The following is an 18,395-nucleotide window of genomic DNA, read 5'->3' as shown; positions in this document are numbered from 1 at the left end:
CTGTTGAAGTGCTATGACAAAGGCCTCAGCTTGGCATAGCCGGCCAGGAGGACAGTCTCGCCATGATCGTCGAAAGAGACGGTGAGCCGCCCCTGCTTTCTGTCTTTAATCGCAAGTACGGTGCCGGCACCAAAAACATGGTGCCATACCCGCAAGCCTTCACCAAGCTCATGGATTTCGAGAATTTCAGGGGACGGGGATTCCACCGTTTTTTCTTGTTTTTTGTCCTCGGTAAGTTGCACCCTTGCCCCAACCGATGCAATATATTGCCTGGCTATGGTGGTATCGTCAGCACTGATCGTTCGATCACCATCTTGTTCTGCCAGTATTTCGCCAAGTCCCACCGACAGACCCGGATTGGCCTCATACAGAAAACGGCTGGCCCGCACCATTGGACCGGGAATTTTGCCACAGCACTTTGCTATGCAGCGCTTGAAGTCAGCGTCTATCGGATGAATGCACACCACCTGTTCGATGGCTCTCGTCAGCGCCACGTAAAAAAGCCGGCGTTCATCCTCCAGATCATCCACTCCGCTCTCGCGTTCGCGATAAAAAGGAAAGGCACCTTCCTCAAGACCCGGTAAAATGACCAGCGGCCATTCCAAGCCTTTGGAGCGGTGGACCGAGGTAATCAGCAGACTTTCTTCAGCAGGGTCAGCTCCGCCATGCTGGAACTCGGCGACCTTAGCGAGCAGCTGCAGAACGGATACATTCTGGGTAGCCGCAAAATCTATAAAGGCCTGGCAGGTCTTCACCCGGTTCTCGGCTGTTACCGATCGTGCCGAAAAGTTATGATAGAATTCAAAGAGATTGAGCTTCTGCACAATCTTTTTCAAGAAGACATCGGCACGGCCGGAAGGTGAACTGCCGGCCAACCATTGCCAGTTGCCCGCCGTTTCCTCGAATCGTTTGCGGATAAACGGCGGCAGATCAGAGGTGCTCCGGTTGCGCAGCAAGGCCACAGCGTCATGGGGATTTTCCGCGATATTTTGCACCAGCACCTCCATGTCTTCTCGCTTTATACCCAGATGCGGCTGGGAGAGCATGGCGGTAAGCATCTTTTCCCTGGCTGGCTGCTCGGCGTCGGCCAGATTGCCAAGAGCAAGTTGTAAATAGCCGGTCAATGCCAGTACCTCGGCGCAGTCAAATACCTGGGCGTTTCCTTCCAATCGATAGGGAATCCCCGCCTCGAGCAAGGCCAGTTCCACCGGCACACTCTGGGCAAAGAGCCTGACCAGCACCACGGCATCGCGAAGGGAGCGCCCCCCTTTTCGCCATTCGGAGAGCACGCCGATGACCGGTTGTTTTCTTTGTTCCTCCAGGCAGGTTATGACGGTATTGGTATTCGTTTCATGGGAAATGCACAGCTTCCGGTCCCGCTTTCTATTGGCGGCAATAAGATGGTTGGCGGCAAGGGACAGCTGATGACCATAGCGGAAAGTGTAGGAGAGCTGATAGTTTTCCGGCTTTGGGAAATCGAGCTGAAACCGGCTGGTTATATATTCCGGCCGTGCTCCCCGCCATTCATAGATACATTGATCGACATCGCCGACCACCATTACCCTGGCCCGTTTTCCGGCGAGGATTTTCAACAGCTGCTGCTGCGCCTCATTTATATCCTGGTACTCGTCAACGATGACATGCTCCACCCGGTCCGCCACCCATGCGGCAAGCTCATCGTCTGCCAGCATTGCCAGGAGCGGTTCATGAATGAGATCGGCATAAAACCGGATTTTGCGCTCCTTTCTTACCTTCTCAAAGAGTTCGTAGGCCCTGATAAAATAAGAATAGCGTGCGGCAAGGTCGAGTTTATTAAAAACGGCGGCCGCCTCGCTGACCGTCGATTTTACCCGGTCGATAAAGGCCAGAAATTCCTCCACCTCTTCACCTGCCAGCCAGCCTTGGTTTTCCCGCTCCTCCCGGTACATTTCACTCGCGACCTGGCGGGCGAGTTTCTCCTGGACATACTCTTCGGTGACCAGCCGGTAGTGAGGCAGTGCACCTCGCCTGGTAAAACTGTTGACCAGGCGCAGGCCGAGAGAGTGGAAAGTACGTACTTCAGGCAGCAGGCGAGATACAGACGACAACTGCTGGTGCATTTTTTCGGCGAAGGAATCCCGGGCCGATTTGTTGAACATCAGGACCATCATCCTGTCTGCCTGCACTCCCTGCTGCAACAACCAGCCAATCCTGGCCACCATGGTGGTGGTCTTACCGGACCCGGCAACGGCGCTGACCCGTGCGTGTCCGCCTGAATGAGTAATAATACGCAGCTGTTCGTCAGTCAGATTCATGATTAAAAAGATAAAGATGCAAAAAGGCCGCCAAATGCAGGCGGCCCGTTCATAAATGTAGTTGCCACTCGACCTCAGCTAAAGGGAATATGAGGTGGCCTCATACCCCTCTGGACCTTGCAGGCTGAACTTTAGTGCTAATTAAATGCATAAAACCAGAAAACGCGGAATAATTATTTCTTTTTCGGCGGCAGAACATCGGTGATCGAACCATCGACAATTTCTGCGGCAAAAGCAAAGGTTTCTGCCAGGGTGGGATGGGCATGGACCGTCAGTCCGATGTCCTCGGCATTGGCACCCATCTCCAGCGCCAGAACCGCTTCATGGATCAGTTCCCCGGCATTCTGGCCGCAGATGCCCGCGCCAATAATCCGCCCGGTCTTTTTATCAAAAAGTGCTTTGGTCACTCCGGAAGAGGCCCCGGCGCTGAGCGCCCGGCCACTGGCGCCCCAGGGGAATTTTCCTTTGTCAAAATCGATATTTTGATTTTTAGCCTCTTTTTCCGTAAGCCCCATCCAGGCAACTTCCGGGTTGGTATAGGCAACCGACGGGATAGTCATCGGCGTAAAGGCCGATTTATGCCCGGCGATGACCTCGGCAGCAACTTTAGCCTCATGGGTGGCTTTATGGGCGAGCATCGGTTCGCCCACCACATCCCCTACGCCGTAAAAATTGGCGACATTGGTTTGCTGCCGCTCGTTCACCAGCAGAAAGCCCCGCTCATCCATGGCAAGGCCGATGGTCTCAAAGCCTATATCAGCCGTGTTCGGCTTTCTGCCGACTGCCACCAGGACCGCATCAAACTCAGCATTTTCCGGGACATCTTTTCCCGCAAGACTCACCTTGATACCGCCTTTGGCAGGAGTCACTGCCGTCACTTTTGTCTTGGTCAGAATGGTATATTTCTTTTTCAGCTTCAAAAATAACGGCTGCACCAGGTCCTTGTCGGCGGGTGGAATAATCTGGTCAAGCATTTCGACGATAGTTATCTCCGAGCCGAAGGCACTGTAGATCTGGGCCATCTCCAGGCCGATAATACCGCCGCCGATGATAAGAAAACGCTTCGGCACAAGTTGCAGGTCAAGTGCGGCGGTAGAATCCCAGATACGGGGATCGTCCGGAATATTCGGCAGCTTGAAGGGATGGGAACCGGTGGCGATGATCGCATTGGTAAACTTCACCTGCTGCTCTCCGTCCGCCCCGGTAACCAGCAGAGTGGTTGTATCCTTAAAAACGCCGATCCCCGACAATCTGGTTATTTTTCTTGCCTTGCAAAGACCGTCCAGGCCCGAGGTGAGCTGTTCGATCACCGCGTTTTTTTTGGCCAGGACCCTGGTAATATCAACTTTCGGCGGCGCAAAATCGACGCCGAACTCGGCGATCTCCGCAGCCTCCTCAATGACCGTCGCCGCATGCAGCAAGGTCTTTGACGGGATGCAGCCCACATTGAGGCAGACGCCGCCCAGTCGCGGCTGTTTTTCGACCAGGCAGACGGAAAGCCCGAGATCCGCCGCGCGAAAGGCCGCGGTATAACCGCCCGGCCCGCCACCGAGAACCACTACATCGTATGTCTTTGACTCGCTCATACACTACTCCTTAGTACCTTGGAAATCCCCTTCCTGCCTGCTCAGCAAAGCAGAAATAATTTCATAAAGACAGTTAGCCCGACTTCTCTTTCATGTTCCGGGGTTATAATAAGGCTCGTTTGAGGTCTTCAATCTTCATTCGCAACGCCTTGCAAAACCTGGCTGCTTCCGCCCCGTCGATGATTCTGTGGTCGTAGGAAACGGAAAACGGCAGGGTGAGACGCGGCACAAACTGCTCGCCGTCCCAGACCGGCTTCATGTAACTTCGTGACAGGCCGAGGATAGCCACCTGCGGACTGTTGATAATAGGGGTGAAACCGGTTCCGCCGATACCGCCGAGACTCGAGATGGTGAACGTAGCTCCTTGAATATCCGGGATAGCCAGCTTGCCCGCCCTGGCGCTGGTGCTGAGGCGCTTTAATTCGGCGGCAATTTCTCTTACTCCACGCCGGTCGGCATTTTTCACCACCGGAACCACCAGCCCTTTCGGCGTATCAACGGCGATGGCAAGATGGTAGTATTTTTTCAAAATCACTTTCTCGCCCCCCGGCACCAGGGAACTGTTAAAGAGCGGGAATTCCCTCAGCGTTGCGGCAACCACCTTGGTAACGAATACCAGGGGGCTATACGCGGGCTCGTCTTCCCGCAGACTCTCATTCAGCTCTTTTCTGAACCGTTCCAGTTCGGTAATATCAGCCTCATCGAAATGGGTGACATGGGGGATGGTAATCCAGCTCCGGTGCAGCTGTGGCCCCGAAATCTTCTGGATGCGCCCAAGCGCCACCTCTTCAATCTCGCCGTATTTGGTGAAATCTTCCAGGGGCGGTTCCTGGGGTGAAAGAGCTGTTTTCGTCTGCCGCTCTGCTGCCAGGATATCTTCTCTTAAGATACGCTCATTCGGTCCCGAACCAATTAGTTTGGCCAGATCGATCTGCTTTTCTCTGGCCAGGGCCCGTACCGAGGGCGTCGCATGAAACACCTGCTCTTTCGGCCGCTCTTTTTCCGGCAGAGCTGGCTGTTGCTTTTTGTCGGTTTCGCCGGCCGCCTTTTCAGCGGTCGCAGCAGCTTGTTGTTCAGATACCCGTTTAGCTGCCAGAGGCTCCTCTTCCTTTTCTGCAGTGCTTTGCACCGCCTGTTCGCGCTGTTTTTCCCCATCGTCATCCGATGTCGCAGTCGCCGCCGCTGCACCTGTGTCAATGAGAGCGATGACATCGCCACTGCCGACCACGTCCTCTTCTTTGACCAGAACTTCAGTAATAACCCCGGCAAAAGGCGATGGAATATCCATTACCGCCTTCTCGCTTTCCAAAGCAATAAGAGAGGCCTCCTCTTCTACCGAATCGCCCGCGGAAATGAACACCTCGACCACGGTAATTTTCTGTACCTCACCAAAATCGGGAATAGTAATTTTCTCGATGGTCATTTAGATCTCTCCTCTATCTGTTAAGTGCGTGCGGCTCTTCCGGATTTATGTCGTATTTTTTCAAGGCGTCGCTGACCGTAGTGTAAGGGATTTTACCGTCATCTGCCAGGCTGCTGAGAGCGGCGACGGCAACATGGTATCTGTCCACCTTGAAAAAGCGGCGCAGCACCTCGCGGGAATCGCTTCTGCCATAGCCGTCCGTACCAAGAACGGTAAGCGGCCGGTGAATAAAGCGACGCAATTGCTCCGCATAAGCCTGCACGTAGTCGGTGCTGATGACGACCGGCCCTTCGTGCCCTTCCAGCTGCGCCTCGACGTAGCTTCTCTTTTTCGGCTGCTCCGGATGAGTGCGGTTCCAGTCCTCGATGACTGTGCCTTCCCGGTGCAGCTGATTGACGCCGAGAATTGACCAGACATCTGCTGCTACTGCAAAATCTTCCTGCAGCAGGTCGGCGGCGGCAATCACTTCGCGCAGGATGGAACCGGAGCCCATCAGCTGCACTCGCATTCCCTGCCCTTCGCCTTTTTGCAGAAGGTACATCCCCTGATGGATGCCTTCTTCCACGCCTTCGGGCATCTCCGGATGCGAGTAATTCTCGTTTAACAGCGAAATATAATAAAAGACATCCTCCCCGTCTTGAAACATCCGCTCAATTCCTTTCCGGATGAGTACGGCGACCTCATAACTGAAGGTGGGGTCATAGGCTATACAGGACGGAAAGGCCGAGGCGAAAAGCAAACCCTGACCATCCTGATGCTGCAAACCTTCCCCGTTCAAGGTGGTACGTCCGGCGGTGGCCCCCAGGAGAAAACCTTTCGCCCGGCTGTCCCCTGCCGCCCAGAGCTGATCACCGATCCGCTGAAAGCCGAACATCGAATAAAAGATATAAAAGGGGATCATCGGTATCCCGTAATTAACATGGGCGGTCGCCGCAGCCAGCCATGACGAGATCGCCCCGGCCTCGGTAATTCCCTCTTCCAGAATCTGCCCCTGCGGGTCCTCTTTATACCAGGAAAATGTCTCGGCATCCTGCGGCTCATAGAGCTGCCCGGTAGGCGCATAGATGCCCAGCTGGCGAAACAGTCCCTCCATGCCGAAGGTCCGGGCTTCATCGGGAATAATCGGGACGATATGCTTGCCGACGTCTTTATCCTTTACCAATGCCCCAAGCAACCGGACGAAAGCCATGGTCGTCGACAGCTCCCGCTCTTTTGACGACTTGAGCAGGGCGCTGTACATGTCCGGTTGCGGCATAGCCAGGGAATGGAAGACGATGTCCCGATGCGGAACCGGCCCTCCCAGTGCCTGTCGATGTTCCTTGAGAAACACATCCTCCGGGCTGCCCGCCGGCGGCCGGATGAACGGAAGGTCGGCCAGCTGATTGTCTTCCAGCGGGACATGAAATTTGTCCCGGAATGTTTTCAAAGAATCGAGGTCCATCTTCTTGACATTATGGGCGACCATAACCGACTCCCCTGCCTGGCCCATGCCGAAGCCTTTAATCGTCTTGGCCAGGATAACAGTGGGTTTGCCCTTAACCTGCATGGCTGCCGAATAGGCGGCATACACCTTGCGGGGATCATGACCGCCCCGGGTCACCTGCCAGAGTTCGCTGTCGCTGAAATCTTCAACCAGGGCCATCAGCCGGGGATCGTCGCCGAACACCTTTTCCCGCAGATATTCAGGACCACGCGCCCGAATGGTCTGAAAGTCGCCATCGACCATGGCGCCAAACTTTTTCAGGAGCAGACCTTCCGTATCACGCTGTAAAATAACATCCCACTCGCTGCCCCAGATCAGCTTGATAACATGCCAGCCGGCTCCCCGGAAGCGGCCTTCCAGCTCCTGAATGATCTTGCCGTTGCCCCGCACCGGCCCGTCAAGGCGCTGCAGATTGCAGTTGACCACAAAGATGAGATTGTCCAGATTTTCCCGGGCAGCCAGGGAAATTGCCCCCAGCGACTCCGGCTCGTCGGATTCGCCGTCCCCCATAAAAACCCATACCTTTCTATCGCCGGCTTTTTTCAGACCACGACTGTCCATATATCTCATGAACCGGGCCTGATAGATGGCGGCCATCGGACCAAGACCCATCGAGACGGTAGGGAACTGCCAGAAGTCCGGCATCAACCAGGGATGCGGATAGGACGAGAGACCGTGGCCGCCCACCTCCTGGCGAAAATTTTTCAGGTTTTCTTCATCCAGTCGGCCCTCGACAAAGGCACGAGCATAGACGCCGGGTGAACTGTGCCCCTGGAAATAAATCATATCAGCGCCATGGGCAGCATCCGGACCGCGGAAAAACCAGTTAAAGCCAACTTCGTACATGATGGCGACCGAGGCATAGGTTGAAATATGACCACCCAAGCCCTTGCCGTCCTTGTTGGCTTTTGCCACCATGGCCATGGCGTTCCAGCGCACATAGGCAGCGACATTTCTGGCGATTAAGGAGTCGTCCGGCATGTGATCTTCGTGTTCCGGGAGGATGGTATTGCAGTAAGGCGTCAGCAGCCCGGGCGAGGTCGACACGCCAAGGGTTCTGGCAATGTCAGTCAGACGGCAGAGGAGATAGTCCGCCTTTTCGCCGCCTTCCTGTTGTATTACACCTTTGATGGAGTCGATCCAATCCTGGGTCTCTTCAGGATCCTGGTCCTTAAAATACGAACTCATTGCCTACCTCTCGATATTTCTTCAAACATTCTATTGTTATCGCTCTGGCCAACACTTTGCTGCTTATTGTTTTTGACCATATTTTTCATAACTTACTTTGTCATAGAGCAGCGACGATTCAGCATGGCCGGGCTTGTCTTCTTTGGGGTAGCCAATGGCAAGAACCGCCTCAACCATTATGTTTTCAGCAAGACCGAGAAGTTTTTTGACATATTGATCCGAGGTCGTCTGGTCGTCATGATCGCGCTTTCGAAGCTGCACCCAGCAGCTCCCCAGACCAAGATCCGCTGCGGTCAGATGGCCGATAAGGGCGGCAATCGAACAGTCCTCAACCCAGACATCGCTTTTATCGGCATCGCCGCACACCACTATTGCCAGTGGTGCATTTTTTATAAACGAGGCACCATGGGGTTTGGCCTGGGCAAGATCACTCAGGGTTCCGGGGTCGCGAATCACCACAAATTCCCATGGATTCAAACTTCTCGACGATGGTGCACGAAGCATTGCCTCGATAAGCAGATCGATCTTGTCTTTTTCAACCGGTTTGCTATCAAACTGCCTGACACTTCTTCTTGAACGTAAAAGATCGAGAAACATAGCTGCTCCTTTGCTGAAGGTTAATATTCTGTCGACAATTAATAACAGAACAGTATAGCCATCACCTGGCAGTATGTCCGCTGCTGCTCTTAAAAAATGATTGCTTCTTATAAAATATCCATACGAATACAACAAAAAACTGTATATTACCGAGATGAAATACGCGGCAGAAGAACAATCGGAGCAATCATGGATGCACAAACATTTATTACCTGTCTCATCGCTGTGACCCTCTTGACCCTGACTCCGGGAGTGGACACCATGCTGATCATCAGAAACAGTGCCCGCGGCGGCTGGCTTGATGGGGCGGTGAGTTCGCTTGGCATCTGCAGCGGCTTATTCGTGCACGCAACCGTTTCAGCGCTCGGTATATCGATCATCCTGCTGCATACGGCGTGGGCTTTTTCTGCCCTTAAATTTGCCGGGGCGGCCTATTTAATATGGTTGGGAGTTTGCAGCTGGAAAAGAGCGGTCGGCGGGCGGCAAAATATATTTGATGGCAAGGTTGCCGCCAGACAGGACAGCTTTCGCTTGGCCCGGTCGCTCCGGGAAGGCTTTCTATCCAATGTCCTCAATCCCAAAACAGTGATTTTCTACATGGCGTTCCTGCCCCAGTTTATCAATCCGGCCGAACCACCATTATTTCAGTCTCTGCTGGTGGCCGGTATCCATTTTACCATCGCCATGCTGTATCAATGCATTCTCGCCGCCATGGTAAACAAAGCCAGAAAGTGGCTGCAGCGCCCCGGGGTAAATCGGGTCTTCGACAGCTGTACCGGCTCGGTTCTGTTGTTTATCGGTTTTAAAATAGCCACTGAAAAATAATTTTCGGAAATTGTAGACAGAGGAGACTCTTGAAAAAAAAGCACGTACCGGCAGACAACAGAGAAGGGGTCATCGTGGCTCATTACGGCGTGGCGGTCGATGTCCTGTTTGCCGAGGATAATACCCGCAGTATGATCCGGGTGAAACGAAACTCAGGTCACGTGGTCGGCGACAAGGTGGTTATAAAAGAGGAAGTGCTGACCCGGCTCGAACGTTCTTCCGAGCTGTCCCGCATGGATGCCCGGGGGGGACGACACATTGTCGGTGCCAACCTTGATGTGCTGTGTATTGTCGTTTCCTGTGAACCTTTGCCGCCTCCCGGATTTATTGATCGGGCTATCGTGTCCGCCCGGGCCGCTCATCTTCGCCCCGTGTTGATCGTCAATAAATCGGATCTCCCCTGCTCTGCTGATTATCTGGCGGCGATCGAATCGGTTTATAAGAAATCACTGAAGATATTTACCATGAGTGCCGAACACGGTACGGGCCTTGAACCTCTCGTCACTTTCTTCAGCGAGGGGCACAGAGGGGTCTTCGTTGGCCCGACAGGGGTTGGCAAAAGTTCGATTCTCAATGCTCTCCTGCCGAAAATCAACCTGACCACCGGGGAGATAAGCGAAACAAAAAAACGAGGGAGAAACACCACTACCGTCTCCACCCTCCATCTTCTCAGCGATGGCGGAGAGTTAATCGATTCCCCGGGATTCAATGACTTTGGCCTGGTGGACATCTCCGCCGAACAGCTCTCGACCTATTTCCCCGGATTTGAAGAAGCGGGCAGGCAGGCATGCAGATTTAGAGACTGCAAGCACCGTGAAGAGCCGGAATGCAGGGTTATCGAGCTTGTTGACCAAGGCGGGATCGACACCGCACGCTACACCATTTACCTGCAGATGCTGACCGAGGTCGAAGCCTTACAGATCGAACCGGATTATCGGGAACGCCGACACCGCCGAAAAAAAACGTAGCATCTCCACCAATGACCTCGCGCCGGGGTTTATCCGGCCGATGTTCAGACATTGATTTCCTGACCATCATTACATATTCTTCTATGCTACATGCAGCGGGCACCTGCAGATCTGTCCTTATGCCCGTTATTCCGCGAAATTTCTCAATGAGAGAAGCAGTAAGAGGAGATGTATCATGCGTATATTATTCTCATTGTTATTTGTGACCTTCTTGAGCACAAGCAGCCTGGCCGGGGAAAATATCACCTATTCGGTAGATGGTCAGCCATACCAAGGATATCTCGTCAAGACCAAACCCGATGCACCGATGATCCTTCTTGTCCACGACTGGGACGGCCTCACCGATTACGAGGTTAAACGGGCGCAGATGCTTGCCGATCTTGGCTACAGCGTCTTTGCCGCCGACCTGTTCGGCGCTGGAGTACGGCCGACCAAGCTCGAAGATAAAAAACAACATACCGGCGAGCTCTACAAAGACCGGCAAAAGCTGCGCAAGCTGCTCTATGGTGCCCTGGATGCGGCAAAAGCCCAGGGACTTAACACCGGCAATGCAATAGCGGCCGGCTACTGTTTTGGCGGGGCGGCGGTGCTGGAAATGGCCCGGTCAGGCGCTGATCTTAAAGGTTTTGTCGCCTTTCACGGTGGCCTTGTCACCCCGGAGGGACAGAATTATTCCACCGCCAAGGGCAAGTTCCTCATCCTGCATGGCAGCGCCGATACTGCCGTTACTCTGGACCAGTTTGCCGCCCTTGCCAAAGAACTTGAAGAAAATCATGTCGAGCACGAAATGATCACCTATAGCGGTGCCCCCCATGCGTTTACCGTTTTCGGTGCACCATCCTACCGTGAAGATGCCGACAAGAAATCCTGGAAACGATTCACCGAATATCTCAGCGAGACTCTATAAAACAAGCAGGCCATGAAATATCTAAAAAAAATCTTTCATGGCCTGCAGCTGGACTATGGACCGATTTTGCCCGCTGCTCTTATTTACGCAGGCGCAGCGATTCCTTGTACTGTTCCCGCATTGTACGTTTCAGCATCTTGCCGGCGACGTTGGTTGGGAAAGCTTCCATGATAACGACGTCACGAATGCGCTGAAATTTGGCATCCACCTTGGAGTTGGTCCACTCGATCAATTGTGCCGGAGTCACCTTCGCCTCGGGTACCAGCACCACGGCCGCAATGGGAACCTCACCCCATTTTTCATCCGGCACGCCGATTACCGCCACATCGCGGACGTCCGGGTGCTGCACCACAACTTCTTCGATGTCCTTGGGATAAACGTTCACTCCTCCTGAAATAATCAGATCTTTAATGCGATCGATCAGAAACAGGAAACCATCCTCATCGACATAGCCGACATCCCCGGTGTGCAGCCAGCCATCAATAATGGTTTTTTTGGTTAACTCCGGCTGCTTGTAGTAACCGGGCATCATCACCGGGCTTGTGCCGCAGATTTCGCCGATTTCTCCGGGGGCGCACTCCTTCCCATCGACATCCAGGATACGCAGTTCCATAAACGGCGCCGGCACACCTACAGAGCCGACTTTTCGTATGGCATCATGCTTATCCAGCACAGTCATGAACCCTTCGGTAAGCCCGTACAACTCGTAGAAACGACCAGGCAGCGATTGATTGAGGCGGTGTTTATATTCAAGCAGCAAAGGGGCACCGACGTTGTGAATCATTTCAAGAGAGGCAAGTTTTTCCGGATGAAAAGCAGGACTGTTCAGGATGGCGATGATTTGGGCGGGGACCATGACAACATGGGTGACCTTCTCTTTTTCAATGTCGGCTATCACCGCTTCGGCATTAAAGCTTTTATGCAGAATGTACTTTGCCCCGAGAAACATCCAGGGCATCAGGTCCAGCATGGCACCGTTAAAGACAATGGCCCCGGCATGCAGAGCAACGCTTTCCGGGGTCATTCGCCAGGAGGAGGCAAAAATAGTGCAGTACATAGCCCGCACATAATGGGTATGTACTATCCCTTTTGGGGCCCCTGTCGTCCCGCTGGAATACATGATATTGTACATATCATGATCGTCGATGTGCACCTCCGGCGGGTTCTCTTCGCTTGCCGTGTCGACAAAATCACGGTAACTGCGAAAGCCCGGCATCTGGCCTTCAAGCCCCACCAGTATATAACGATCATCGGCAATTGCCGGCAAATCCTGCCGGATAGTCTGCAGGACTCCGGCAAAAGACGCGTCGGCCAGCACCAGAGCGGTATCGGAATTTTTCAACAAGGTGAAAAGTCCGCTTTCATTCAGCATGGTACTGCTCGGGACAATGACCAGGCCTGTCTTAGCTGCCGCCCAGTAGGCAGCCATAAGCTGGGTGCAGTTGGGCAATACCGTCGCAAATTTATCGCCCTTAACCAGGCCGCTGGCCAACAGTGCATTAGCCAGTTTATTTACATAACCATTAAACATCTTATAGGTGAAACGTTCCTCACCACAGACGAAGGCCGGATGGTCAGGACGATAACGGGCGTGGTGCGGCAAGAGTCCACCGATGTTCATTGTTGTCTCCTTTTATTGATGGCTTTTTACTTAGCCATCTCTGATGGTATTCGGTATTTTTTTACAAGCTCATCATTATTGCTAATGGCACTCTCTTACATTCCAAAATAAATCATTCTCTCCCACGCTCCAACAGCAAGGCACCGGAAGTCTTTTTCAGCAACCAGCCAAGACAAACAATGCCGACCAGAAGCGTGACAAAGAAAAAAATCATTGGCGAGTATTGCGGTACCACGCGCAACGCATCGAGGGAGAAGAAATCTTTGAGATAACCACTCCTGACCCAGCTCCGCATAAAGCTCATCACCACGACAAGACCGACGGCGTGGTAAAAGGTCAGCCAGAATCTTTTCTTCCAGGCACCAAAAAGTGTACCTGCCGCCAGAAGCAGCGCGACGCAGAAAGCCGAAGTGGCACCAAAATGATGCCCCATAAAGAGCAATCGCACCTCTCCCGGCAGGGAAAAAAAGTACCAGGTGCCGAGAAGAATATTCCCCACCGTAAGAACCAGGAAAACCTGCAAACCGACGTGTTCGGCATGGTGGGCCAAATCCGGATTGGCAGCGCTTCTAAACCGTCCAAGCAGAGCGACAAACAGGCCCCCGACAGCCAGGGCGCCGCAAAGCATATGCAGGAACCGCGGCCAGAATTCGGGCTGGCCGAAAGACAACAGAGTGCCGCTTTTATGCGAAAAATATGCCCCGAACTGTTCCGGGCTGGCCATCAGCAGCATATTATTCGCAAAGAAAAAACCGATGCCGACCAGCAGGGTAAAGGCGAGTATCGCCACCCATGGCCCAGCCGAGCCGAGTTGGGTAAAGCGGAAATCATAGAGATAGGCGCTGTAATAGGCGATTATCAGGATCGGTACAATAAGGATCCAGAAAACACCCATCAGAATTGAGCTGCTGTACAGGAACTGACCGTACAGAACCTGGACAAAAAGCAGGGGAGCAACGCCCAAATTGACCACAAAGGCGATAACCAGCGGCAGGGCGATGGCAATGCGGTGGGCGAGCTGTCGTTGTAACTCTCCCCCCTTAACGTGCTGCACAATACCTATTGCCAGGCCACCCAGCATGGCATTCATGGCCAGCAGGTGCAGAGGAAAGGTTAACAGCAGCAGAAACTGGAACCAGCCCCAGCTGACAGGGATGGTGTCCGGCTGCGGAATAAAAAGCGGATCCATCACTTTCCTCCCTGTTTCGTATTTTTAAGAAAGTCGGCCAAAACTTCATGCTCTTCTTCTGTGCCGCTGAAAGGTTCCATTGCATCGGATATTTCATTGAGGGTTTTCAGCATTCCGATGACTGCTGTTTTATCCTCCCCGGTAAGAGCTGCGGTCAAATCCTCCACCGCATGGCAGGAGGCACAATTCTCGTCAAACAGGGTTGCCCCATTTTTCGGGCCTGCCAGGCTACTCCCCTGCGGCGGCTCCTGTATTTCTTTACCATGCAGGCCGCCGGCAATATAAGCGGCCAGCGCCCTGCCCTCCATCTCCGTGCCGGCAAAGGGCGGCATGAAATAACGCACCTCATGGATCTTTTTGATATAGCTCACCAGCGCCCCATAGCTCATGCTGCTGGTAGCCTTGACAATATCATTGTTCCTGCCGTTGACGGTATGACAGGCATAGCACTGGTGCAGGAAGAGTTCTTCTCCGGCCGCCACAAGATTGTCCTCGGACACCTGTTTGTTCTGCACCCAGAGGGCCTTATGGAGATAGCCCTTGGCGTTCAGATCAGCCATATCTTTTTTCAGGATACTGTTGGAATACATCACCTCATTGATGACATAGGGACGACGGGCGGCTTCCCTGGTCCACTCAAAGCCGCCCATGATCAGCAGGGCGCTGACCATCGCCAGCAGGGCGACCGGCTTGTGGTTAAGGCTCGGGCGTATAATCCCGGCACCGAGCATCACCAGCAGAAAGAAGAGCAAACCACCTCCGCCCCAGGGCAAGAGAGCGACGATGGTAGGAGACTTCCCCATCACCAGGCCATGCGATTGATCGGAGAGCACCGACAGATACCAGAATCCGGAAATAACCGAGAGGCCCAGGGAAACCAGAGCCCATTTGGCCGAGAATCTGGTCATGGTTACCCGGGTCTTGCTGTCGGTTGTAAACGAGGCGGACAGATACCCGTAGCAGGCGGCAATCATCACCGCAATAAAGGTCCGAAAAACCAACGAAGGGAAGAAACCCGGATTGAAAAATCCGGCCCAGAAATCCATATTTTCGGCCCAGCTTCCCGGGGTGAGCATGACACCGATTATGCCGTTAATCAATGCCAGCGACATCCAGGCAGCAAAGAAATAGAGCCACCCAACCTGCAGGTGCGTTTTCGAATCCATCCGGCCGAACATATAATAGTAGACAAAGGCTGCGGCAATCTCAACGGAAAAAAACACCCATTCAGCAGCCCAGCCAAAGACAAAATTATGGATAAGCAGTGAGGTGGCCGCGGGATTGACCAGGGCGATAATAAACCAGATCCCTACTCCGGATATCGACCCGAACACCATGGTAATAAGCAGAAAAAACCGGGCATGTCTTTTGGTGAAATCGAGAATCGGCTGGCTCTTTTCCCTCAGCCCTTTTTTCTCGGCATAGATCAGGTATAATCCGCCGCCAACCGCAAAATGGGAAACAAATACATGAAGGATCGAGATCAGCGCAATAAGGAAACCGCCACCTGTCTCCGGCAGAAACCAAACCGGGTAATTCATACTTCCTCCTTTTGTTACAACATCCCGTCAGGGAGAGGTGTAAGTGCCTGGTTAAAAAAAGGCAGAATACCTTACCGGAGAATGATTTTCAATTACGACTTTGTGCTACTGGGAACGCACTTTTGCAGCCGTTCAAGATAATTTTCGACACTGCGCTGCAGGGTAATTTCCGCCAGCTGGGCACAATGCAGATGGGTTTCCGGGAGTTGGCCCACCTCATCCATGATGGTCACCATATTTATTTTTCTGAGCTCGGCTATGGTTTTCGACCGCGCAAGGTCTGCCGCCGTCTCAACACAATGCTTACTGAACGAACAACCGTTGGTCCAGTAATGGGTGGCCTCAACCCTGCCATCTCTGATCTGCAGGCCAATTTCCATGGTATCCCCGCAGTTTCCTACCACCCTGGCGATACCGTCAGGATTTTCAAGAACAGGATTGGCAAAATAATAGACGAAGAACCAGGTAAGCCCGACGGCGAGTAAAACCAGAAATGCCATAAAAATGGTAAAAATAGACATACAACCTTCTCTTTATTATAAGTTACATCTTCTCATCTGACTGTCCCCTTGCATGACAGACAGATACTTTACCAGAATTTCCAGTCGCTGTTAAAATCCAACGAAGTAATAAACTGAGAATTCTGATAACTCTCTCCGGTCACTCCCTCATTGAAAAAGAAATATTTATGCCTGAAGGAAAGACTCATATAACTGTTCAAACGGGCTGAGATGCCATTGTTGATTTCACTTCTCGTCTGCCACGGACCACCGTCCTCGTCAAGGATTCCGGTAAAGGTGTCAAGATCGAAAAAATACGTGAAATGAGAGAGAAAAGGAATGCGGGCCCCGACGATAAACTCAACACCGTACATCGCCGCCTCGGAAGGATCCTGGACCTGCTGTTCAAACCCGAGGCCAAGCTTGCCATGCACATGTTTATAGATCGCGGAAATCCCCATGGTTTCCCGGAGAAAACTGGGATGCAGTCCATCCACTTCTTCAACAACTGTATCATAACGAAGCTTATTGTAAGGTCTGAAGGTCTCGGAGAGACTGTAATCATACAGAAAAGTACCCCGCAAAATGTTATTCAGATAATTATCGTCCTGACGGGAATAGAACATATACGGGGTGAGAACAAAGCGGTGATATTTATTGTAGATGGTCAGATCAATGGTGTTTTCGAGCCCCCACTTGTTATAGCTTCCGGAAGGCTGACCGGATGGAGTATCGATGGTATCCCCTTTTTTGACACTGCTGGCGTCGATAAAATTGGATAAATAGGCGTCGACAGTGGTACGGAAACGACGATCCAGATAATCGTAATCGGAGCGTAAAATAACCTTTCGGGTTTTCATATCGTCGACAAGCAGATCGGTAACCGTCATCCAGGTGTTGCTGTAATCGATCTCCCTGCCAAGAAGCCGCTGGATTTTCTGCATTGCCAGCTGTGAAGCAGCCACATGATAGCGCCGGTTCTCCACCACGGCGGAGCCTTGAATTTCTATATCCTTGCGGGTCTCAATCCCTGCAATAACCAGCCCTTCCGATCGAGTATACACTTTTCTTATCTCATCACCTGTCAAAGAGATAAGAAAAATATTGTAGTCCCGATTGACCATGCTCAAAAAATCCGCACGCCGGATAGCTTCCTTGACCGACACCTGATTGATGGTATTTTGTTCGACGATACCGAGCTCACAATTAAAACGATCACGTAAAAGCTGGCCAAAACTGAGGTCATTCACACCGTATTCCATGTCACTCAGTTTTGCGACAAGACCCCCCTCCTCTTCACTAAATTTCTCCTTCCAGAGGGTCAGTCGATTTTTAAATTCTTGATAGTCATGGTTTATTGTGGCTATCGGCTGGGCCTGTCTGGGCTCGAAGGCATTCACTTTCAAGACGTCATCAAGGGTGAGTTCCAGGCGATAGTAATCGACATTGTCAGCGGCCATCACGATGGATCTACCGTCGCCAAGATCGACCCGCGATGCCTTGCCGCCTAAAAATTGATCAGTATAATCGCCGCCGCACAGCGCCACCCTGATCTCGGGATAGCTTTCGAGCAACTGAGCTGTATCCTGCAGCGTCTGTCCGGAAAGAAGAACAATATGCCTGATCCCGGCGGCTCGGATTTCTGTCAGCTGAGGCACCAAGGCTTCTTTTGCATCAAGCAGATTATAGTTATACAGATCCTTTTCAGCCACGTCGAACCGCACCTTCGGCGAAGACACACCGACAAAGGCGATCCGGGTCCCTGCCACGTCGGCTGCGAACCAGGATGTAAAGAGGGGTTTGCCGTCCTGGATGATATTGGTCGACAGGAAATGCACCTTTTTGTTTTTCTCCATAAACAGAAGATTTTGGGTGCCGACCTGGAGGTCTTTAGATGATACGAGGATCGCCGCGCATGAAAAATAATCCAGAAAATCGACCATGATCGAACCGGAACTATACTTCGACAGAACTCCGGGGTACAGGGCGTTGCCAAGATCGAGGTACATATCGATATCGTTATTGCTGCGCTCATAAACAATATTCTGCCCCAAGACCAGCAGTGGATCGGCATTATCCTGGTTGTCGATATCGAGGGAAAACTTTCCCTGCAGGTTTGACGTGACGAGTATCGATAATTGCGTTTGGGCCAAAACAGCAGTCGAATGCAGCAAATACGCGAGCAGGCAGACAACGCCCCCTATTTTGCCGGTTTTACGGCAAATCAGCAAGAGCATGATGGTCAATATATTGAAAGTACGCAAGATCACCAT

General features: G+C 52.5%; 13 protein-coding genes. 3 read left to right on the top strand and 10 right to left on the bottom strand.

Annotated elements, in window-relative coordinates; all coding sequences use genetic code 11:
• Positions 1 to 11: 11 nt before the first annotated feature.
• From FCL47_RS13825 to FCL47_RS13805, 5 genes are all read right to left on the bottom strand, one after another.
• Positions 12 to 2,294 carry an ATP-dependent helicase gene (locus FCL47_RS13825; protein ID WP_136814099.1) on the bottom strand — a complete coding sequence of 761 codons (2,283 nt, stop codon included), beginning with the start codon at positions 2,292 to 2,294 and terminating at the stop codon, positions 12 to 14.
• Positions 2,295 to 2,467: 173 nt separating this feature from the next.
• Entirely contained in the window at positions 2,468 to 3,880 is a 1,413-nt protein-coding gene (lpdA, locus tag FCL47_RS13820) for a dihydrolipoyl dehydrogenase (RefSeq protein ID WP_136814098.1), read from the bottom strand.
• Between the two features lie 103 nt (positions 3,881 to 3,983).
• Positions 3,984 to 5,303, bottom strand: a complete 1,320-nt coding sequence (locus tag FCL47_RS13815) for a 2-oxo acid dehydrogenase subunit E2 (RefSeq protein ID WP_136814097.1) — start codon at positions 5,301 to 5,303, stop codon at positions 3,984 to 3,986.
• A 13-nt stretch (positions 5,304 to 5,316) separates the two neighbouring features.
• Entirely contained in the window at positions 5,317 to 7,974 is a 2,658-nt protein-coding gene (gene aceE / locus FCL47_RS13810) for a pyruvate dehydrogenase (acetyl-transferring), homodimeric type (RefSeq protein ID WP_136814096.1), read from the bottom strand.
• Positions 7,975 to 8,037: 63 nt separating this feature from the next.
• Positions 8,038 to 8,571, bottom strand: coding sequence for a nitroreductase family protein (locus FCL47_RS13805; protein ID WP_136814095.1), 534 nt, complete (start codon positions 8,569 to 8,571; stop codon positions 8,038 to 8,040).
• A gap of 189 nt (positions 8,572 to 8,760) precedes the next feature.
• Here FCL47_RS13805 and FCL47_RS13800 point away from each other — a divergent pair, with 189 nt between their 5' ends.
• The 3 genes from FCL47_RS13800 to FCL47_RS13790 all read left to right on the top strand — a co-directional run bounded on the left by FCL47_RS13800 (position 8,761) and on the right by FCL47_RS13790 (position 11,271).
• Positions 8,761 to 9,396, top strand: coding sequence for a LysE family translocator (locus tag FCL47_RS13800; RefSeq protein ID WP_136814094.1), 636 nt, complete (start codon positions 8,761 to 8,763; stop codon positions 9,394 to 9,396).
• 29 nt (positions 9,397 to 9,425) lie between these two features.
• The gene (gene rsgA, locus FCL47_RS13795) at positions 9,426 to 10,364 is read left to right on the top strand and encodes a ribosome small subunit-dependent GTPase A (protein WP_240744243.1); all 939 of its coding nucleotides are present in this window, start codon (positions 9,426 to 9,428) and stop codon (positions 10,362 to 10,364) included.
• Positions 10,365 to 10,539: 175 nt separating this feature from the next.
• Positions 10,540 to 11,271, top strand: coding sequence for a dienelactone hydrolase family protein (locus FCL47_RS13790; protein ID WP_136814093.1), 732 nt, complete (start codon positions 10,540 to 10,542; stop codon positions 11,269 to 11,271).
• A 79-nt stretch (positions 11,272 to 11,350) separates the two neighbouring features.
• Here FCL47_RS13790 and FCL47_RS13785 read toward each other — a convergent pair whose 3' ends face one another.
• The 5 genes from FCL47_RS13785 to FCL47_RS13765 form a co-directional block, all read right to left on the bottom strand.
• Positions 11,351 to 12,892: a class I adenylate-forming enzyme family protein gene (locus tag FCL47_RS13785; RefSeq protein WP_136814092.1), complete on the bottom strand. Its 1,542-nt coding sequence runs from the start codon at positions 12,890 to 12,892 to the stop codon at positions 11,351 to 11,353.
• Positions 12,893 to 13,004: 112 nt separating this feature from the next.
• Entirely contained in the window at positions 13,005 to 14,081 is a 1,077-nt protein-coding gene (locus FCL47_RS13780; protein WP_136814091.1) for a hypothetical protein, read from the bottom strand.
• A complete protein-coding gene (locus FCL47_RS13775; protein ID WP_136814090.1) occupies positions 14,081 to 15,622 on the bottom strand; it encodes a c-type cytochrome in 1,542 nt (513 codons plus the stop codon). The genes FCL47_RS13780 and FCL47_RS13775 overlap by 1 nt, the downstream gene beginning before the upstream one ends.
• A gap of 92 nt (positions 15,623 to 15,714) precedes the next feature.
• Positions 15,715 to 16,143 carry an iron-sulfur cluster assembly scaffold protein gene (locus tag FCL47_RS13770; RefSeq protein ID WP_136814089.1) on the bottom strand — a complete coding sequence of 143 codons (429 nt, stop codon included), beginning with the start codon at positions 16,141 to 16,143 and terminating at the stop codon, positions 15,715 to 15,717.
• A gap of 68 nt (positions 16,144 to 16,211) precedes the next feature.
• Positions 16,212 to 18,395 (bottom strand): hypothetical protein, encoded by a 2,184-nt coding sequence (locus FCL47_RS13765; RefSeq protein ID WP_136814088.1) that lies wholly within the window; start codon positions 18,393 to 18,395, stop codon positions 16,212 to 16,214.

It is taken from the genome of Desulfopila sp. IMCC35006 (assembly GCF_005116645.1).
GTDB lineage: Bacteria > Desulfobacterota > Desulfobulbia > Desulfobulbales > Desulfocapsaceae > Desulforhopalus_A.
This window is presented reverse-complemented; position numbering and strand designations above follow the sequence as displayed.